Here is a 17244-nt window from a genome sequence, read left to right as displayed (position 1 = left end):
CGCCCGCCGAGGGGGCCGACCCCGGGGCCGGCCCCTCTCGGGTGCCTGTGGCGTCAGTGGTGGGGGCGTGGCCGCACGACCGTCACCCGTCCGGTGAGGGTCACGTCCGGACCGGTCTGGACATACCAGCCGCCGGAATCCGGTGTGGTTCGCGGCGAGATGGTGACGCTGACCTCGGCCTTTCCGATGGGAGCGGGTTGCCCGGGCAGCGCATAACTGCCGCGCCGCAGGGTGAGCACCCGCGTCTGCGGGTGGCCGGTGCAGTCCGCGGCCAGCAGACCCCCGGTGTCCCCGCGGAACCCGACCACGTAGCGCGCCGAGGCGCCGCGGACGACGTCCGCCATGATGTAGTTCACCACTCCTTGCGGGCCGGGCCGGTTGGTGCACGTGTACCGGACGGCGAGGGTGATGGTGTCGCCCGCGAACTGGGCTCGGCGCGCGACCTGATGGATCGCCAGCGGCGTGGCCGGGTCGATGGCGGCTTGGGCGCTCGCGCCGGGCAGCGTCACGGCCAGCACGACCGCAAGACCGACGGCGGCTGTGGTTCGCAGGGTGGCGGTGGTTCGCGATCTCATGTCAGTGCCCCCTCGAGACGGTGGCGTCCCCGAATCGGGCACGCCGTCCACCTGGGTGACGCCTGGCACGTCCGCACCGTTGCGTCTCGGCCACCACGAACCCCTCACGTTCGGACGTCGCCCGATCGGGCACCATGGGGTCAGGCATCGCGCGCCACGGACGGGCCGCGAGCTGACCCAGGAACGAGCGATTCACCATGAGCACCGTGCCGCCACCACGACAGGGCGAACCCGACACCCCGGGGATCGAACACCAGCCCGAAGAACCCCACTTCGAGCGGATGCAGCTGCCGGCCGACCAGCGACGGCTGGTGAAGTTCATCCTGATCACCGTCGCCGTCGCGGTGGCCTGGTCGGTGGTGGCGCTCTGGGTCGTCAGCAGCCACTGATCTGCCCGGCCGGCAACGCCAGGGATACCTGCGGCCACCCGTCCGGGCGATCCAGCTCCACCGCCCGGACGTCGATACCTTCCGCATGAGCATCGGTGCGGTCGGGCGGGCCGTGACCATCAACCCCTCGCAGCCGACCCAGGTGCCGGCAGCGGCGCCGGACGTGATGGCTGCCGTGCTGGCTGCGCGTCCGTCGGTGGCCGCGGCGCAGCAGTCCACCGCGGCGATGGTCACCGCACACAGCGAGCAACTGGACGTCTACCTCTGAGAGCACCGACGTCGCCGGCGCTACTCGGCGAAGTCGACCTCCGGCGGCGCCTGGCGGAAACCCGATCTCGATCGGTCAGCGGGGGGCGGTGTGGTGGATCGGGCCTTGCCTCTCGCCCAGCCGGCCGCCGTCCCCGCCCCAGCGCAGGGCGATGATCTCGGCGGCGATGCTGATCGCGGTCTCCTCGGGGGTTCGCGCACCGAGGTCGAGCCCGATCGGTGAGCTGAGTCGGGCCAGTTCGTCCTCGGTCAGGCCGGCCTCTCGCAGCCGGGCCAGCCGGTCGTCGTGGGTGCGCCGTGAGCCCATGGCTCCGATGTAGGCGACCTCCGGCAGTCGCAGGGCGACCTGCAGCAGCGGCACGTCGAACTTCGGGTCGTGGGTCAGCACGGCGAGCACGGTGCGCGCATCGACGGCGCCGGCCTCGGCCTGGGCGGCCAGGTAGCGGTGCGGCCAGTCGACCACCACCTCGTCGGCCTGGGCGAAGCGGCTGCGGGTGGCGAAGACGGGTCGGGCATCGCACACCGTGACCCGGTACCCGAGGAAGACCCCGATCCGGGCGACCGCGGCGGCGAAGTCGATCGCGCCGAAGACCAGCATCCGGGGTTTGGGGGCGTGAGCGGCGACGAACACCCGCATGCCCTCGCCGCGGCGTTCGCCGTCCGGGCCGTAGGTCAGCGTCTCGGAGCGGCCGGCGGCCAGCAGGCCCCGGGCGTCGTCCGTGACCGCGGCGTCCATGCGTTCACTGCCCAGCGAACCGAGCGGCGCCGCGTCACCGGTCTCGGGACGCACGATCAATCGGCGACCCAGCATCGCGGCATCCGGGTGCTCGATGACCGTGCACACCGCGACCGGGCGGCCGGCGTCGATGTCACCCGCCACGTCACCGAGCTCCGGGAACGACTGCGGATCAACGCGTTCCACGAAGACATCGAGGATCCCACCACAGGTCAGGCCAACCGCGAAGGCATCGTCGTCGCTGACCCCGTAGCGCTGGAGCACCGGGGTGGTGGTCTCGACGACCTCCTGCGAGAGCTCGTAGACCGCACCCTCGACACAGCCGCCGGACACGCTACCCACGGCCTCACCGTCCGGCCCGAGCAGCATCGAGGCCCCGGCCGGCCGCGGCGCCGAGCGCCAGGTGGCGACCACGGTGGCCATCCCGACCGGGCGACCTTGCTGCCACCAGGCGAGCAGTTCCGGCAGCACCTCACGCACGAGTGTTCTCCTCACGCACGGCGCACGACCTCCACCAGTTCGGCGAACGTCGCCAGCGAGTGACCCGCCAGCAGATCGTCGATGTTCGGCAGGGCGGCGACGATGCCGCCCTGCACCGGACGGTATCCCGCCTTGCCCCGATGTGGGTTCACCCAGACCACCCGGTGAGCCAATCGGCGCAGCCGGGCGGTCTGCTCGGCGAGCAGGCCGACGTCGCCCCGCTCCCAACCATCGGAGAAGATCACGACCACGGCACCGCGGGCCATCCCCCGTTGCCCCCAGCGGTCGAGGAAGCTCTGCAGTACCTCGCCGAGCCGGGTACCACCGGACCAGTCCGGCACCTCCTCGCCGGCCGCCTTCAACGCGTGCTCGGCGTCCCGCGCCCGTAGCGAGCGGGTCACGCGCGTCAGCCGGGTACCGATCGTGAACACCTCGACCTGCCGCGGGACGGCGCGCAGCCAGACGTGCGCCAGGCGCAGCAGCGCATCGGCATAGGCGTCCATCGACCCCGAGATGTCAATCAGCAGGACGACGCGACGCGGCCGAGACGCCTTGCGGCGCATCAGGATCGGTCCCGCCTCGCCGCCGCGGCGCAGCTCGGCACGCAGGGTGCGGCGCAGGTCGACCTCGCCCCGATGGAACGGGCGGCGGCGCACGGCACGGCGCGGTGGCGCACTCGGGCGGAGCACGGCGAAGAGCTGGGCGAGCATCGCCTTCTCGCCCGGGGTGAGGTCGGCGACGTCTCGGTGGCGCAGCAGGTCGAGATCGCTGGCCCTGGCCCGCACCACCTCGACCTCGGCCGGGTCTCGCTCGGTGGTGCCGTCGCCGGATGCGGTGTCGGTCAGGCCGGCGAGCGGTTTCGGCGGCACGGCGCGCCGCTGCCCGGTCAGCCGCGGTGCCTCACCGTCGAACCAGGCCTCGAACACCCGGTCGTACAGCTCGAGGTGATCCGGCTCGGCGGTCAAGGTGGAGCGTCCGGCCCAGTAGACGCCGTCCCGGTTCATCACACCGACGGCCGCGGCCGCGGTGAGGAAGGCCCGGGTGCGGTCGGGGGTGACCGGCAGACCGGCAGCGCGAGCGGCCCGGGCGAAGGCGCCCAGGAGCTCGTCGGCAGCGGTCGGGGAACTCACACGGGTACGGTGCCATGCCCCGACCGGTCACAGAGGTTGCATCATGATGCATTCTCGTGATGCACTGATGACATGAGGACAACGGTCGCGATCGAGGACGGTCTGCTGGACCAGGTCAAGCTGATCGCTGCTCAACGTCGCGGCACCGTCAGCTCGGTGGTCGAGGAGGCGCTCCGCGAGCTGCTGGCGCGCCATCAGGCGCAGCAGGTGCGGGCCGACGTCGTCCTGCCCGTGTCCGGGTCCGGCGGGCTGGCACCCGGAGTGGATCTCCACGACCGGGAGCACGTGGCCGACCTGCTGGGCGAGAACCGACTTCGATGATCATCGTCGACGTGAACGTCCTGGTCACGGCGCACCGGGTCGATCTGCCCGATCACGCAGCGGTGCACGCCTGGCTGACCGCGGCGGTCACCGGCGTCCGGACCGTCGCCATCCCGGACCTCTGCCTGACCGGCCTGGTCCGCCTGGTGACCAACCACAGGATCTTCCCCCAGCCCACCGCGGTCGAGCAGGCGCTCGGATTCTGTGAGGCCGTGCTGGCCGCGCCCGCGACCCAACGTCTCGGCGGTGGCTCCGGCACCTGGGACGCCTTCGCCGCCCTGGTGCGGCGTCACGGCATGCGCGCCAACGACATTCCCGACACCTACCTGGCGGCGTTGGCCCTGGAGCATCGCGCCGTGCTGGCCACCTCGGATCGAGGCTTCGCCCGCTTCGCCGACCTGAAGGTGCTCGACCCGGCGACGGCCGGGGTCGGGTGAGCGCAGGTCAGTCGAGCGGGCGGCCCACGTCGTGCAAGTGGTGAACCACGTCGTGGAGCATGTACCGGGTGATCGACTCGACGGTGAAGGTCGAGCCGTTGGAGCGGCGTCCGGGGCGCAGCCAGGCGTTCGGACGGCGCCGCGGTACGGCGTCCACCAGGTCGGCCAGGGCATACCCGGCGTCCGTCAACTGCTCGAAGACCCGGGTCGGTTCCTGCTCGCCGTAGCGCTCGGCGACGGCGGTCGCGTCCTGGTCCCAGTTGGCGAACTGCGGATTGTCCTGATCGAGCATGAGCGTGATGCGCTCGGCGAACAGGCCGTAGACGTCGCGGATGTGGCAGGCGTACTCCAGCGGCGACCAGACCTGGGGCTGCGGACGCTGCCGCAGATCGGGGCGGGCGAACACCTCCTGCCAGGCGGCCACCGTGCGACGCGTGGCCGGGGCCAGATCGGCGATCAGGTAGGAGTCGGCCAGGAAACCGCACTCCGGGCAGGGCTGGTCGAGGACCCAGGTCCAGTCCTTGGTGTCGGGTGGGATGTCGTCCGCGGCGTGCTCCATGGCGGCGAGCCTAGGTGGCCGCCGGTGGCCGGCACCACGACATATCCACGAAGCGGCGTGGCACGCTGAACCGTGCCCGATCCGCTGCGTCTGCTCGCCCTGTTCGCCACCGGAACCGCGGCGGGGGTGGTGGGCAGCGTGGTGTCGCTGGCCTCGTTGGTGTCCTACCCCGCGCTGCTGGCGCTCGGCATGTCCCCGTTGACGGCCAATGTCACCAACACCGCTGCTCTCACCTTCGCCGGCATCGGGTCGGTGCTGCGCTCGCGCGGAGAGTTGGTGGGCCTGGGGGCCACCACGGTGAAGTTGGCACCGATGAGCGCCGTCGGAGGTGTGCTCGGTGCGGCGATCCTGCTGACGGCGTCCGAGCGGTCGTTCGAACTCGTCGTGCCGGTGCTGGTGGGGGCCGCGTCGCTGGCCATCGTCGTCCAGCCGAAACTGCTTGCCTATCAATGGTTTCAACCGCGCGGGCTGACCCCGGCGACGATGCTCGGCGTGCTGGCTGTGGCGACCTACACCGGCTACTTCGGTGCCGCGGGCGGGGTGCTGCTGATGGTCGCCCTGGGGTGGGTGCTGGACGTCTCGGTGGTGCGGCGCAATGCGGTCAAGAACGCCCTGGCCGCGGTCGCCAACGGTGTGGCGGCGATCGCCGTCCTGATCTTCGGTCCGGTCGAGTTCGGCGCCGTCCCACCTCTGGCGGTCGGCTTCCTGGTGGGCGGCCTGATCGGTCCGAGCGTCTCGCGACGCCTGGGTGACGACCGGCTGCGCTGGTCGATCTTCGGCAGCGGTCTCGTGGTCGCGGCGGTGCTCGCCTGGCGCACCTACCGCTGACTCGAGCCGCCTGCCACTCGGAGTCACGACGCCAGCTCCCAACTCGCCCGTCACGCTCGTCCCCGCCGAGCGCAATGACACATCACGCTCATCTGGCGAGCGCAACGTGACATTGCGCTCGAAGCCGGGGATCTCGGTGCGGTCAACGGTGGGCGGTCAGCCGGCCAGGAGGCGATCGAGACGGTTGCGGACGCGTTCGGCGTCCTCGCGGTACTTGCAGATCGCACCCAGGGTGGCGGCGGTGGTCTCGAGGTCGAGTTCGCGGCGGCCGAGTTCGATCAGGCAGCGGGCCCAGTCCAGGCTCTCGGCGACACCGGGCGGCTTGAGCAGGTCGGCCTCGGCCGGCCCGGACGCACCGTCTCGCAGGCGCTGGACGACGACCGCCACCTGGCGCGCCAGCGTCTCGGGCACCTGCGGCAACCGGCGTCGGATGATCTCGATCTCGCGGGTCAGGCCGGGGTGCTCGACCCAGTGGTACAGACAGCGGCGCTTGAGGGCATCGTGCACCTCGCGGGTGCGGTTGGAGGTCAGCACCACCAGCGGCGGATTGACCGCGGCGATGGTGCCCAGCTCGGGGATCGTCACGGCGTGGGTCGAGAGCACCTCCAGCAGGAACGCCTCGAACTCGTCGTCCGCCCGATCGATCTCGTCGACCAGCAGGACTGCGTTCGGGCTGCGCAACGCCCGCAGGATCGGCCGTGCGAGCAGGAACCGTTCGGCGAACAGCGAGTGCTCCACGGCATCGACGTCCAGCGCCACACCGTCGGCCTTGGTGGCCTCGACCGCCCGCAGGTGCAGCACCTGCCGGGGGAAGTCCCAGTCGTACAGCGCCTGGCTCGCGTCGATGCCCTCGTAGCACTGCAGCCGGATCAGCTCGGCGCCCAGCGCCTGGGCCAGCGCCTCGGCCAGGGCGGTCTTGCCGGTGCCGGGCTCGCCCTCGAGCAACAGCGGACGGCGCAGCGTCATCGCCAGCCAGGCCACCGTGGCGAGCCCGTCATCGGCCAGGTAGCCGGTACCGTCCAACGCTGCGGCCAGCTCGGCCGGGGACGACGGCAACCCCGCGGCCGTCGAGGCGCCGCCGAGACCGGCATCCACCAGGGGATTGCTCATCCGCACAGCATGGCTCATTCCCTCCGGCGACGGACAGCGTCACACTCTGCTGGTGCCGGACATCCAGCTCCAGACCGCCTCGGGCGATGCCGCCGTGATCATCAGCCCCGACAACGGCGGCCGTTGGGCCTCACTTCGCGTCGGCGACCTCGAACTGCTGGGCCGAGGCGGGCACCGATTGCTCGATTGGGGCAACTACCCCATGGCGCCCTATGCCGGACGCATCCGAGGCGGCCGCATCGACTGGAACGGACGACGACACCAGCTGCCCATCGACATGCCACCCCACGCCATCCACGGCGTCACGCTCGACCGCTCCTGGCAGGTGCTGGACCTCGCCTCGCATCACGCCACGCTGCGCTGCGATTTCGACAGCCGCTGGCCCTGGCGTGGGCACGTCGTCCAGCACCTCGACCTCGACGACGCCGGACTGCGCGCGCGACTCGAGGTACACGCCGACGACGAACCGATGCCGGCCTGGACCGGGTACCACCCCTGGTTCCGACGCCGCCTGTCGCGCGGCGAGCCGGCCCGATTCACGGTGAACTGCGGCCATCTGCTCCCTCGAGATGACTCCGGAATGCCCTCTCTCACAACAGTTCCCGTCGACTCTCCACTGCCCGACGGACCCTGGGACGACGTCTTCGGGGACGTCACCTGGCCGGCGTCGATCAGCTGGGACGGCGCACTGCAGGTCGAAATCCGTTCCGATGCAAGGTATGTGGTGGTCTTCGACCAGAAGCCGGACGCACTGTGCGTGGAGCCACAGACGGCGCCACCCAATGCGATCGAGTCCGGCACAGCAGATGTGGTGCACCCCGGGACCCCTTTGCACCTGGAGATGTACATCACGTGGTCGTGAGACCGACCGGGCCCGTGGTCCCGACTCGGCCCTCCCGAGCCTCGGTACGTTCGTTGGTGTCGGATTCAACTAAATTCGATATCGGGCCCGGCCCCTCCTTTCCGGCCCGAGCCGTCCACCATCTCGGAGGCTGACGTGCGTAGCACCCTCGACAAGCTCATCTCGTGGACCGGCCTGGTCCTTGCCGCCGTGCTGTTGGTAGCCGGCGGACTGCTGGGCTGGGCGAGCAGCTTCATCAGCTCGAATGTGAGCCAGCAGCTCAGTGACCAGCACATCACGATGCCGCAGGGTGAGGCGCTGGACAACCCCGACATCAAGCCCTACCTGGAGCAGTACGCCGGCACTCCGCTGGACAACGGCGACAAGGCCAAGGCCTACGCCGACCACTACATCCTGGTTCACATGAACGCCCAGAGCCAGGGCACGACGTACTCGCAGGTGAGCGGTGAGTTCATGAAGCTGAACGCCGACCCGAACGCCGACAAGGCGGCCGTGGCCAAGCTCGGCGAGCTGCGCCAGTCCCTGTTCATGGGCAACACCTTGCGCGGCATGCTGCTGAACGCCTACGCCTTCGGCATGATGGCCAAGATCGCGCTCTTCGCCTCGATCGCCGCCTTCGCCGGAGCCGTCGTCATGCTGTTCCTGGGCGTGCTCGGCCTGCGCCACGCGAAGATCGCCGCACGCGCCGTCGGTACGGCAACCGCTCCGCAGCCGGCGAGCGTCTGACCCCGACGACCCCGACCCCGACGACGGCCCCTGGCCCTCACCTCCGGGTGAGCCGCCAGGGGTCGTCGCCGTGTGCGGCCACCACGGCCTCGGCGTCGCGGCGTCCGGCATCGATCAGCGCGTCGATGAAGGCCGGCTCGAACAGCAGGTAGCTCAGCAATTCGCCGTGGGTGGAATGGGTTCCACCGATGAGGCGGTCCAGCAGCGCGATGTCCGGGCTACGCAACACCTCGACCCCGCGGTGGGCGTGCAGTGCCGCCTCGGCGAGTTCGGGGATGGTGCCGCTGCGCTCCGGGCCCACGAACAGGTACGGCACCGGGCGGTAGGCGGTGCCGGCCGCTCCGGCGCCGAGCAACCGGTTGACCCGATCGAGCGCCCGCACGTCCTCGACCATCCGGTCGACCAGGGTCGAGGTGATGACCGCAGCGAACGCCCCGAACAGGTCGAGCTGGCGGGGGTCGATCCGCGGCGGGTCCGGCTCGGTGGCCAGCGGGTGCGTGGCGATCACCACCAACCGGTCGGCACCCAGGTCGAGCGCCGGCTTGATCGGGGCGTTGAGCCGCACCCCGCCGTCCAGGTACCAGTCGCCGGCACCACCCTCGTCGTCCGAGAGCCGCACCGGCGGGAACGCCACCGGAATCGCCGCCGAGGCCATCACGTGCTCGGCCGACAGCCGCGCCGACCGGTAGGCGATGCGCCGCTCGGAGTCGTCGCCGGGCAGCGCACGCCGAGCGGCGGACTCGACGAACACCTCGGTGCGATGCCGCCCGGTGGCGGTCGCGATCAGGGCCACCGACTCGATCAACCCCGAGCCGATGTTGTCGTGCAGCGACGGCCAGGACGTGAAGCCCGCCAACGTCTTGCGCAACGGCGCCGGGTCGAGCACCGAGGTCACCGGCACGTCACCGATGCCGGCCAGCCGGGCGAGATAGCGCAGGCCCAGCCCGGGAGCGGTCAGCAGCAGCGGCCGGAACACCCCGGTGCGGGCAGCCTCGCGCCACAGGCCGAGGGAGGCCTGCATCGCCTCGTGCGGGTCGTCGTGATGGGCGAGTGCGGCCACCAGCAGGGCGTTGATCGCCCCCGCGCTGGTGCCCACGATGATGCGGGGTTGCTCGCCACGAGAGCGCAGCCACGGCACGATCACCGAGAGCGCACCGATCTCGTAGGCGCCCCGGGCACCGGCTCCGGCAATCACCAATCCGACGGTGTCACCGCGGCGCACGGACGAGCGAGGGGCGGACCGTCCGGTACGGGCACGGCGACCCGGTGGCCGGTCGGAGGTGGCAGGCATGGCGAAACGCTACCGAGATCGCCCGCCGCTGTGACAGTGGCCCCGGGTAGCGTTCCCCCCGTCGGTGAGTCAACGTCGAGAAGGAGAGCGATCCAGATGGCACTCGTGGCAGGGATCGACTCCTCGACCCAGTCCTGCAAGGTCGTGATCCGCGACGCCGAGACCGGCGCCCTGGTGCGCGATGGCCGGGCGTCCCACCCCGACGGCACCGAAGTCGACCCCGCACATTGGTGGCGCGCACTGCACGAGGCCGTCACCGCGGCCGGCGGGCTGGAGGACGTGGCGGCCATCGCCGTCGGCGCCCAGCAGCACGGCATGGTCACCCTCGACGAGGCCGGCGACGTCGTCCGGCCCGCCCTGCTCTGGAACGACACCCGCTCGGCCCCGCAGGCGCGCCGACTCACCGACGAGCTCGGCGGCCCACAAGCCTGGGCGGACGGTGTGGGCTCGGTGCCCGTGGCCTCGTTCACCGTGACCAAGCTCGCCTGGGTGGCCGAGCACGAGCCGGACGCCGCGGCGCGCGTCGCCGGGGTCTGTCTGCCTCACGACTGGCTCACCTGGAAGCTCGCCGGTGCCACCGGCCTGGACGCGTTGACCACCGACCGTGGCGATGCCTCCGGCACCGGGTACTACTCACCCGCCAAGTCGGCCTACCGCCGCGACATCCTCACCGCCGCACTCGGCCACGATGCCACCCTGCCTCGGGTACTCGGCCCCACCGATCTCGCGGGAACCTCTGCAGCCCAACCGATCTCGACCGGCGCCCTGCTCGGCCCCGGCACCGGCGACAACATGGCGGCAGCTCTCGGCGTCGGCGCCGAACCGGGCGACGTGATCGTCTCGATCGGCACCTCCGGAGTGGTCTCGGCGGTGGCCTCGGTACCCGCCGCCGACCCCAGCGGCGCCGTGGCCGGCTTCGCCGACGCCACCGGGCGTTACCTGCCCCTGGTCTGCACTCTGAACGCCGCCCGCGTCCTGGACGCGACCGCCCGCCTGCTCGGCGTCGACCTGGCCACGCTGTCCGACCTGGCCCTGCAGGCGCCGCCCGGCTCGGGCGGGCTGGTGCTGGTGCCCTACCTCGAGGGCGAACGCACCCCGAACCGGCCGGACGCCACCGGAGCCATCCACGGCCTGCGTCTCGAGACCGCCACCCCGGCCCACATCGCCCGCGCCGCCGTGGAGGGCCTGCTCTGCGGACTGGCCGACGGCTTGGACGCCCTACGCGCCCAGGGCGCCACGATTCAGCGGGTGTTGTTGGTCGGCGGAGGCGCTCGCTCGGCCGCGTTACGCGCGATCGCGCCGTCCGTGATGGGGCACCCGGTCGTCGTCCCGCCGCCCGGCGAGTACGTCGCGGACGGCGCTGCCCGCCAGGCCGCGTGGGTGCTGGCCACTGCGGCAGGTCAGGCAGGCGACCCGCCGTCCTGGCAGGTCGCCGGCACGCAGACCTTCGAGGGGACGCCGACGCCCGCCGTTCGCGAACGCTACGCCGAGGTGCGCGACATGACGGCGGTTCAGCCGGCGCGCTGAGCCGCGATCAAGGCCCGGTAGGTCTCGAAACTCGACCGGATGCGCCGGTCACCGGTGTCGAAGTCGACTCGGACCAACCCGAAGCGTTGGGTGTACCCGTAGCCCCATTCGAAGTTGTCGAGCAACGACCAGGCGAAGTACCCCTGCACGTCGACACCCTGCTGGGCCGCGGCGGCCAGAGCCGCCAGGTGGGCTCGCAGGTAGGCGACCCGCGGCGGGTCGGGGATCGGTGGCGGCGGTGTGCCCTCGCGCACCTGCAATGCCGACCGACTGTCGTGCCAGGCCGAACCGTTCTCGGTGACGACCAACGGGATCGGCGGGTAGTTCTCACTGACCCGGCGCAACAGCACGCGCAGCCCGTCCGGGGTGACCGGCCAGCCCATCGTGGTGGCACCCGGGCCACCGGCGACCAGCGAGACCGCGGCAGCCTCGGTCAGCTCGGGCACCGGAACCGATCCGCCCCGCTCACGCGGTTGCACCAGCTGATCGCTGTAGTAGTTCACGCCCAGGAAGTCCACGGGCTGGGAGATGACGTCCAGGTCGCCGTCGGCGACCACGCCGTCCAGGTGAGGGGCCAGCGCGGTGTAGGTGTCCTGGGGGTAGGTGCCCAGCAGCAGGGCGTCGAGCCACCAGCGCGTGTGCACCCCGTCGAGTTCGGTCACGGCTGCCTGGACCTGCTCCACCTCCGGAGGAGGCAGCGAATCGGCGGCGCGATACGAACCCAGATTGAGCACGATGCCGAGAGCGTGGTCGGCCGGCGCCTGAGCGCGCATGCCGATCACGGCCTGGCCGTGCGCCAACAACAGGTGATGGGCGGCCTTGGCGGCCAGACCGATGTCCGTCGCACCGGGTGCGTGATGCCCCGAGGCGTAACCCAGCCAGGCCGAGCACCAGGGCTCGTTCAGCGTCGTCCAGTTGCGTACCCGGTCACCGAGGGCGGCGTGCACCGCGACCGCGTAGTCGGCGAACCGGTCGGCCACCTCGCGCACCGGCCAGCCGCCCAGGTTCTGCAGCGTCTGCGGTAGATCCCAGTGGTAGAGCGTGATCCAGGGGTCGATCCCGGCGCCGAGCAGTTCGTCGAGCAGCCGGTCGTAGAACGCCAGGCCCTTCGGGTCCAGCGGCCCCTGGCCGGTGGGCTGCACCCGGGGCCAGGCGATGGAGAACCGATAGGCGTCCACGCCGAGCGTGCGCAGCAGGCCGACGTCCTCGGCGTAGCGGTGGACGTGGTCGCAGGCCACCGAGGCATCGCTGCCGTCGCGGATCCGGCCGGGCTCGTGACAGAAGGTGTCCCAGATGGACTGGCCGCGTTGATCTGCCGCCCCTTCGATCTGGAACGCCGAGGTGGCCGCACCCCAGACGAACCCCGGCGGCAAACCGGACAGATCGATCGCATCCGGTTCGGGCTCGGCGGCGATGGCGCCGTCCGGTTCGGCCGCAGCGTCCGAGGTGGGTTCGGCGTCCGGCGCGGGGGCCGGTTGCGAGGGTGGGGACGACGGTACGTCGGCCTCGTTCGACGTCTCTGCCGCAGGGGCCGCCTGGTTCGGTGTGCTGTCGCTCACCGTGCACACGCTACAAGCGCTTGCGCCGACGCCGGGCACAGTTACCCTGACCCGATGACCCGACCTTTGAGCATCTCCCCGCTGGGCACCGCCCCGCGGAGCGGCCGAGGCGCCCAGGGTCAGCGCCCGGCCCGGCCGCAGGACTCCCGTTTGATCGACGGCTTCGGCCGCATCGCCACCGACCTGCGGGTGAGCCTCACCGATCGGTGCAATCTGCGCTGCACCTATTGCATGCCGGCCGAGGGGCTCGATTGGATGGCCGACGAGCGCCTGCTGAGCGACGACGAGCTGATCCGGCTGATCACTGTCGCCGTCACCCGACTGGGCGTCGAAGAAGTACGTTTCACCGGCGGAGAGCCCTTGCTGCGCAAGGGATTGGAGCGCATCCTCGCTGCCACCACCGCACTGCGAACCGCCTCGGGCGGGGTGCCACAGACGGCGCTGACCACCAACGGCCTGGGGCTGGAACGGCGGGCCGACGCGCTGGTGGCCGCCGGCCTGCACCGGATCAACGTCAGTCTGGACACGCTGGACCGAGCCCGATTCATCCGGATCGCGCACCGGGATCGGCTGGACGACGTGCTGGCCGGGCTGCAGGCCGCCGCCGACGCCGGACTGGCCCCGGTCAAGGTCAACACGGTGCTGTTGCGCGGTGTGAACGAGGACGAGGCCGCCGGGCTGCTCGGCTGGGCCGTCGGCCAGGGCTACGAACTGCGGTTCATCGAGCAGATGCCGCTGGATGCCCAGGGGTCGTGGGAACGCACCGAGATGATCACCGCTGCCGAGATCCTCGACGCGTTGCGCCGCGAGTTCACGTTGGTGCCCACCGGCGCGGCAGCCCGCGGAGCGGCCCCCGCCGAGACCTGGATCGTGGACGGCGAGGCCGGGCGGACGCCGTCCGGGGATCAGGCCCGGGTCGGCATCGTGGCCTCGGTGACCCGCCCGTTCTGCGGCGACTGCGACCGCACCCGGCTCACCGCCGACGGCCAGGTGCGCACCTGCCTGTTCTCACGCACCGAGACCGACCTGCGTGCCCTGCTACGAAACGGTGCGGACGATGAGCAGGTTGCCCAGGCCTGGCGAACGGCCATGTGGGGCAAGCTCGCCGGGCACGACATCGACGACCCGTCGTTCCTGCAGCCCGACCGGCCCATGAGTGCGATCGGTGGCTGAACCATGCAGGTGACCGTGCGGTACTTCGCCGGGGCGCGGGCTGCCGCGGGCGTCGATCAGGAGAAGATCGAGCTGGACGGCGCCGCGAGTTCGGCTGCGCCCCAGGGCATCCCGACCCTCACCGACCTGGCACGCGTGTTGGGGCAACGACACGGGCCCGACCTGGACCGGGTGTTGACAGCATGCTCGTTCCTGCTCGACGAGGTGGCCGGCTCCCGCGAGCGACCGCTGCGCGACGGAGCCCAGGTCGACGTACTCCCCCCCTTCGCCGGCGGCTGAAACCCCGCTGCCCAACTCACCCAGCCCACCAACTCACCCAGGTCCACCAACTCACCCAGCCTCGCCAAAGACCCGGATCGGTCGCTATGAACGTCGTATAGCGACCGATCCGGGTCTTTGACCATGATGTGTCGCCGAGCTGCGCCGCGACCATCGCTCGGGGCCGTACGTCGCACCGTGACCCGATCGGCCCCTGGCCGTTTCGCCCGGTTCTGGCAGACTGCGATGTCATGCGACGCACGTTCATGCAGGTCGATGTGTTCACCGCCGAGCCATATCGGGGCAACCCGGTGGCCGTGGTGCTGGACGGCACAGGCCTGTCGACGGAGGCCATGCAAGCGTTCGCACGGTGGACGAACCTGTCCGAGACCACCTTCGTGCTGCCTGCCTCCACACCGCAGGCCGACTACGCAGTGCGCATCTTCACCCCGGTCCAGGAGCTGCCATTCGCCGGCCACCCGACATTGGGAACGTGCCACGCCTGGCTCGCTGCGGGTGCAGGCAGCCCGCCGACCAACGGCATCGTGGTCCAGGAGTGTCTCGCCGGGCTGGTGCCGGTGCGTAGCACCCTCGACGGATTGGCCTTCGCCGCTCCCCCTCAGGTGCGTTCCGGCCCGGTGGATTCCGCCGACCTCACCCGGATCGCCCGCGAGCTGGGCATCAAGAAGGGCGACATCCGCAGCTCGCAATGGGTCGACAACGGCCCCGGCTGGGTGGCGGTCGAACTGGCGGACCCCGAGGCCGTGCTCGCGCTCGCACCGCGGACCATCAGCTTCGACATCGGCGTGGTCGCCTTCCACCCCGAGGGCTCCGAGACCCTCTACGAGGTGCGGGCGTTCTTCCCCAAGGACGGCGTCGCCATCGAGGACCCGGTCACCGGAAGCCTCAATGCCTCACTGGCGCAATGGTTCATCGGCGAAGGCAGGGCGAAGGCGCCCTACATCGCCTCGCAGGGAGCGGCTGTCGGCCGACGCGGTCGCGCGGTGATCACTCAGGACGACGACGGCACCATCTGGGTCGGTGGCGGAACGGTCACCTGTATCAGCGGTTCGGTCGAGCTCTAGCCGCCGCCGCGAGGCCGCATGGCCTGCATCAGGGGCAGGCGACCCATTCCTCGGTGCCATCGGCGAACTGCTGACGCTTCCAGATCGGCAGTCGGTGCTTGACCTCGTCGACGATGCGCGAGCAGGCAACGAACGCCTCGTGACGATGGGCCGCACTCACCGCGACCACGATCGCCTTCTCGCCCACGGCCAACTCGCCGATGCGGTGGGTCACCGCCACCGCCTCCACCTCGGTCTGCGGCACCACGTCGGCCAGGATCTCGGCCAAGACGGCCGCCGAGTTCGGGTGCCCCTCGTACTCGATACCCACCACGGCACGCCCGCCGTCGTGGTCACGCACCTCACCGCTGAAGGTGACGATCGCCCCGGCTCGGACGTCGGTCACGGCCGCCTCGTGCGCCCGCACGTCCAGCGGGCAATCGCTGATCTCGGCCAGCACCACCCGGCGCTGCGGCGGGTGGATCCGAGAGGAATCGAGGGTCACCGGGTCAGAGTACGACGGACACTGCCATCCGCACCGCGAGCCCCTACCATCGGCCCATGCGTCGACGCCCGGTGACCATGGGGTCCCTCATCGTGATCATGTCGTGCGCCGCCGCCGGGTGCGCGTCCTCGACCAGCTCAGCGCCCGACACGTCCCCGGGCACGACATCGGTAGCTGCGGCATCGCCGACAGCCTCGGCGCTCACCAGCCCACCCACCCCGGCCTCCACGGCCGAGGCCTCGACGTCGAGCCCCGACGCGTCATCGACCATCGAGGCCAGCGCGCTGCCCCCGGCGACGATGACCGCCCCGGCCGCTGCACCGGTGCTGTCGCTGCGCCCCGACGGACTCGCCCTGCTCACCGCGGACGGCGCCACGGCGAGCACGCTGCTGTTCGGCACCGCCACCGCCGCCCAGGTCGATCGGGCCATCACCCTCGCGCTGGGCAAGCCGATCCGCGACACGTTGCCCGAGTGCGGCCAAGGCCCGCGAATGGCGTCCACCCGCGACAACTTCTCGGCGTTGTACGACGGCACCCGCTTCGTCGGCTGGTCGGATCGAGGCAAGACCCGACGCAAGCTGACCACGGCGAACGGGCTCGGGGTCGGCTCGACCCTGGCCCAGGTGAAGCAACGGGAGGCCGACGCCAAGGTCAGCGCCGACACCCTCGGCCCGGAGTTCTTCAGCGAGACCGGCGTCTCCGGCATGCTCGACGGCACCAAGAGCACCAGCAAGGTCACGCTGATCTACGCCGGTGAGACCTGCTTCTTCCGCTGATCAGGCCGGTGGGTGGTCGATGTCGGCGCCGTCCGCCAGATCGCCGCACTCGATCAGGGCGAGTGCGCCGTCGGCGGCCCGGAGGCGATCGGCCAGGTAGGACCGCGCGCCCACATCGCCGTCCGCGGCACCCTCGATGCCCGCCCAGTGCTCGCGGCCGAGCAGCACCGGATGCCCCGGTGCGCCGTGATACTGCGCCCGCGCCAGACTGGACGGCGAGATCGAGGCGGCGCCGAGCACTCGCCGGACGACCGCGGCGTTCACCCCCGGGGTGTCGACCAGCCCGACCAGCACCGCCGGGGCCTCGGGGAACAGTCGGCGGACGGCGTCCAACCCGGTTCGTAGCGACGCACCCATCCCGCGATCCCAGCCCGCGGCATAGACCGTGGTCACGTCACGGTCGAAGGCGCGGTTCACGACCGTCGCCACGCGATCGGCCTCGGCGCCGACCACGACGACCAGGCCGGCACACCCCCCCTCGCAGAGGGTCCGTGCCGCACGGACCACCCAGGGCTGGCCTTCGGGGTCCATCACCAAGGCCTTGGGACCCCCCATGCGCCGACCGGCGCCCGCCGCCAGGACGAGCCCCACGGCACGTTCGCCCCGAGGTGGGCGGAGAGCCGCAGGTGCGGCTGCGGGCTCGGTCATGAGCCCATTCTGAACGACCGCGG

General features: G+C 71.3%; 21 protein-coding genes. 12 read left to right on the top strand and 9 right to left on the bottom strand.

Features of this window, described 5'->3' with window-relative positions; translation table 11 throughout:
• Positions 1–53: 53 nt before the first annotated feature.
• Positions 54–575 carry a hypothetical protein gene (locus IPK24_05065; protein MBK8074942.1) on the bottom strand — a complete coding sequence of 174 codons (522 nt, stop codon included), beginning with the start codon at positions 573–575 and terminating at the stop codon, positions 54–56.
• 197 nt (positions 576–772) lie between these two features.
• Between IPK24_05065 and IPK24_05060 the strand changes: the two genes are divergently transcribed.
• Both IPK24_05060 and IPK24_05055 read left to right on the top strand, forming a co-directional pair.
• Positions 773–964, top strand: coding sequence for a hypothetical protein (locus IPK24_05060; GenBank protein ID MBK8074941.1), 192 nt, complete (start codon positions 773–775; stop codon positions 962–964).
• 85 nt (positions 965–1049) lie between these two features.
• Entirely contained in the window at positions 1050–1232 is a 183-nt protein-coding gene (locus IPK24_05055; GenBank protein ID MBK8074940.1) for a hypothetical protein, read from the top strand.
• 75 nt (positions 1233–1307) lie between these two features.
• On the opposite strand, the gene IPK24_05050 is transcribed toward IPK24_05055, so the two are convergent.
• Entirely contained in the window at positions 1308–2447 is a 1140-nt protein-coding gene (locus tag IPK24_05050; GenBank protein MBK8074939.1) for an XdhC family protein, read from the bottom strand.
• 11 nt (positions 2448–2458) lie between these two features.
• Positions 2459–3577 carry a VWA domain-containing protein gene (locus tag IPK24_05045; protein MBK8074938.1) on the bottom strand — a complete coding sequence of 373 codons (1119 nt, stop codon included), beginning with the start codon at positions 3575–3577 and terminating at the stop codon, positions 2459–2461.
• Between the two features lie 72 nt (positions 3578–3649).
• On the opposite strand from IPK24_05045, the gene IPK24_05040 reads away from it, so the two are divergent.
• Together IPK24_05040 and IPK24_05035 are read left to right on the top strand one after the other, a co-directional pair.
• Positions 3650–3898 carry a type II toxin-antitoxin system VapB family antitoxin gene (locus IPK24_05040; GenBank protein MBK8074937.1) on the top strand — a complete coding sequence of 83 codons (249 nt, stop codon included), beginning with the start codon at positions 3650–3652 and terminating at the stop codon, positions 3896–3898.
• Complete coding sequence (locus IPK24_05035; protein MBK8074936.1) at positions 3895–4335, top strand: PIN domain-containing protein; 441 nt, start codon at positions 3895–3897, stop codon at positions 4333–4335. The genes IPK24_05040 and IPK24_05035 overlap by 4 nt, the downstream gene beginning before the upstream one ends.
• A 7-nt stretch (positions 4336–4342) precedes the next feature.
• On the opposite strand, the gene IPK24_05030 is transcribed toward IPK24_05035, so the two are convergent.
• On the bottom strand, positions 4343–4894 hold the full coding sequence (locus IPK24_05030; protein ID MBK8074935.1) for a DinB family protein: 552 nt from the start codon (positions 4892–4894) through the stop codon (positions 4343–4345).
• Positions 4895–4966: 72 nt separating this feature from the next.
• Here IPK24_05030 and IPK24_05025 point away from each other — a divergent pair, with 72 nt between their 5' ends.
• A complete protein-coding gene (locus IPK24_05025) occupies positions 4967–5722 on the top strand; it encodes a sulfite exporter TauE/SafE family protein (protein ID MBK8074934.1) in 756 nt (251 codons plus the stop codon).
• 156 nt (positions 5723–5878) lie between these two features.
• Here IPK24_05025 and IPK24_05020 read toward each other — a convergent pair whose 3' ends face one another.
• Positions 5879–6832, bottom strand: coding sequence for a MoxR family ATPase (locus IPK24_05020; GenBank protein MBK8074933.1), 954 nt, complete (start codon positions 6830–6832; stop codon positions 5879–5881).
• A gap of 52 nt (positions 6833–6884) precedes the next feature.
• Between IPK24_05020 and IPK24_05015 the strand changes: the two genes are divergently transcribed.
• Entirely contained in the window at positions 6885–7694 is an 810-nt protein-coding gene (locus IPK24_05015) for an aldose 1-epimerase (GenBank protein ID MBK8074932.1), read from the top strand.
• Between the two features lie 135 nt (positions 7695–7829).
• Entirely contained in the window at positions 7830–8420 is a 591-nt protein-coding gene (locus IPK24_05010; protein MBK8074931.1) for a hypothetical protein, read from the top strand.
• Between the two features lie 37 nt (positions 8421–8457).
• Here the strand turns inward: IPK24_05010 and IPK24_05005 are convergent, their stop codons facing one another.
• The gene (locus tag IPK24_05005) at positions 8458–9711 is read right to left on the bottom strand and encodes a patatin-like phospholipase family protein (protein ID MBK8074930.1); all 1254 of its coding nucleotides are present in this window, start codon (positions 9709–9711) and stop codon (positions 8458–8460) included.
• Positions 9712–9807: 96 nt separating this feature from the next.
• On the opposite strand from IPK24_05005, the gene xylB reads away from it, so the two are divergent.
• Positions 9808–11238, top strand: a complete 1431-nt coding sequence (gene xylB, locus IPK24_05000) for a xylulokinase (GenBank protein MBK8074929.1) — start codon at positions 9808–9810, stop codon at positions 11236–11238.
• Here the strand turns inward: xylB and IPK24_04995 are convergent.
• Positions 11223–12620 (bottom strand): beta-glucosidase, encoded by a 1398-nt coding sequence (locus IPK24_04995; GenBank protein MBK8074928.1) that lies wholly within the window; start codon positions 12618–12620, stop codon positions 11223–11225. The genes xylB and IPK24_04995 overlap by 16 nt on opposite strands.
• Before the next feature lie 231 nt (positions 12621–12851).
• Between IPK24_04995 and moaA the strand changes: the two genes are divergently transcribed.
• The 3 genes from moaA (at position 12852) to IPK24_04980 (ending at position 15313) form a co-directional block, all read left to right on the top strand.
• Positions 12852–13970 (top strand): GTP 3',8-cyclase MoaA, encoded by a 1119-nt coding sequence (gene moaA, locus IPK24_04990; GenBank protein MBK8074927.1) that lies wholly within the window; start codon positions 12852–12854, stop codon positions 13968–13970.
• A 3-nt stretch (positions 13971–13973) separates the two neighbouring features.
• Positions 13974–14249, top strand: coding sequence for a MoaD/ThiS family protein (locus IPK24_04985; protein ID MBK8074926.1), 276 nt, complete (start codon positions 13974–13976; stop codon positions 14247–14249).
• Between the two features lie 230 nt (positions 14250–14479).
• Positions 14480–15313: a PhzF family phenazine biosynthesis protein gene (locus IPK24_04980; GenBank protein ID MBK8074925.1), complete on the top strand. Its 834-nt coding sequence runs from the start codon at positions 14480–14482 to the stop codon at positions 15311–15313.
• A 28-nt stretch (positions 15314–15341) separates the two neighbouring features.
• Here IPK24_04980 and IPK24_04975 read toward each other — a convergent pair whose 3' ends face one another.
• Positions 15342–15755 (bottom strand): molybdenum cofactor biosynthesis protein MoaE, encoded by a 414-nt coding sequence (locus tag IPK24_04975; protein MBK8074924.1) that lies wholly within the window; start codon positions 15753–15755, stop codon positions 15342–15344.
• A 98-nt stretch (positions 15756–15853) separates the two neighbouring features.
• Here IPK24_04975 and IPK24_04970 point away from each other — a divergent pair, with 98 nt between their 5' ends.
• Positions 15854–16573 (top strand): hypothetical protein, encoded by a 720-nt coding sequence (locus IPK24_04970; GenBank protein MBK8074923.1) that lies wholly within the window; start codon positions 15854–15856, stop codon positions 16571–16573.
• Here IPK24_04970 and IPK24_04965 read toward each other — a convergent pair whose 3' ends face one another.
• Positions 16574–17221 carry a nucleotidyltransferase family protein gene (locus tag IPK24_04965; GenBank protein MBK8074922.1) on the bottom strand — a complete coding sequence of 216 codons (648 nt, stop codon included), beginning with the start codon at positions 17219–17221 and terminating at the stop codon, positions 16574–16576. It lies immediately after the preceding gene.
• Between the last annotated feature and the right edge of the window lie 23 nt (positions 17222–17244).

This window comes from Kineosporiaceae bacterium (genome assembly GCA_016713225.1).
In the GTDB taxonomy this organism is placed as follows: Bacteria; Actinomycetota; Actinomycetes; order Actinomycetales; family Kineosporiaceae; genus JADJPO01.
The sequence above is the reverse complement of the archived record's forward strand: the minus strand, read 5'-3'. Positions and strand labels throughout refer to the sequence as shown.

Bases quoted from the DNA above. Each gene is read 5' to 3' on its own strand.
- IPK24_05065 (MBK8074942.1), bottom strand. From the start codon at position 575: ATGAGATCGCGAACCACCGCCACCCTGCGAACCACAGCCGCCGTCGGT.
- IPK24_05060 (MBK8074941.1), top strand. From the start codon at position 773: ATGAGCACCGTGCCGCCACCACGACAGGGCGAACCCGACACCCCGGGG.
- IPK24_05055 (MBK8074940.1), top strand. From the start codon at position 1,050: ATGAGCATCGGTGCGGTCGGGCGGGCCGTGACCATCAACCCCTCGCAG.
- IPK24_05040 (MBK8074937.1), top strand. From the start codon at position 3,650: ATGAGGACAACGGTCGCGATCGAGGACGGTCTGCTGGACCAGGTCAAG.
- IPK24_05035 (MBK8074936.1), top strand. From the start codon at position 3,895: ATGATCATCGTCGACGTGAACGTCCTGGTCACGGCGCACCGGGTCGAT.
- IPK24_05030 (MBK8074935.1), bottom strand. From the start codon at position 4,894: ATGGAGCACGCCGCGGACGACATCCCACCCGACACCAAGGACTGGACC.
- IPK24_05020 (MBK8074933.1), bottom strand. From the start codon at position 6,832: ATGAGCAATCCCCTGGTGGATGCCGGTCTCGGCGGCGCCTCGACGGCC.
- IPK24_05005 (MBK8074930.1), bottom strand. From the start codon at position 9,711: ATGCCTGCCACCTCCGACCGGCCACCGGGTCGCCGTGCCCGTACCGGA.
- xylB (MBK8074929.1), top strand. From the start codon at position 9,808: ATGGCACTCGTGGCAGGGATCGACTCCTCGACCCAGTCCTGCAAGGTC.
- moaA (MBK8074927.1), top strand. From the start codon at position 12,852: ATGACCCGACCTTTGAGCATCTCCCCGCTGGGCACCGCCCCGCGGAGC.
- IPK24_04985 (MBK8074926.1), top strand. From the start codon at position 13,974: ATGCAGGTGACCGTGCGGTACTTCGCCGGGGCGCGGGCTGCCGCGGGC.
- IPK24_04980 (MBK8074925.1), top strand. From the start codon at position 14,480: ATGCGACGCACGTTCATGCAGGTCGATGTGTTCACCGCCGAGCCATAT.
- IPK24_04970 (MBK8074923.1), top strand. From the start codon at position 15,854: ATGCGTCGACGCCCGGTGACCATGGGGTCCCTCATCGTGATCATGTCG.
- IPK24_04965 (MBK8074922.1), bottom strand. From the start codon at position 17,221: ATGACCGAGCCCGCAGCCGCACCTGCGGCTCTCCGCCCACCTCGGGGC.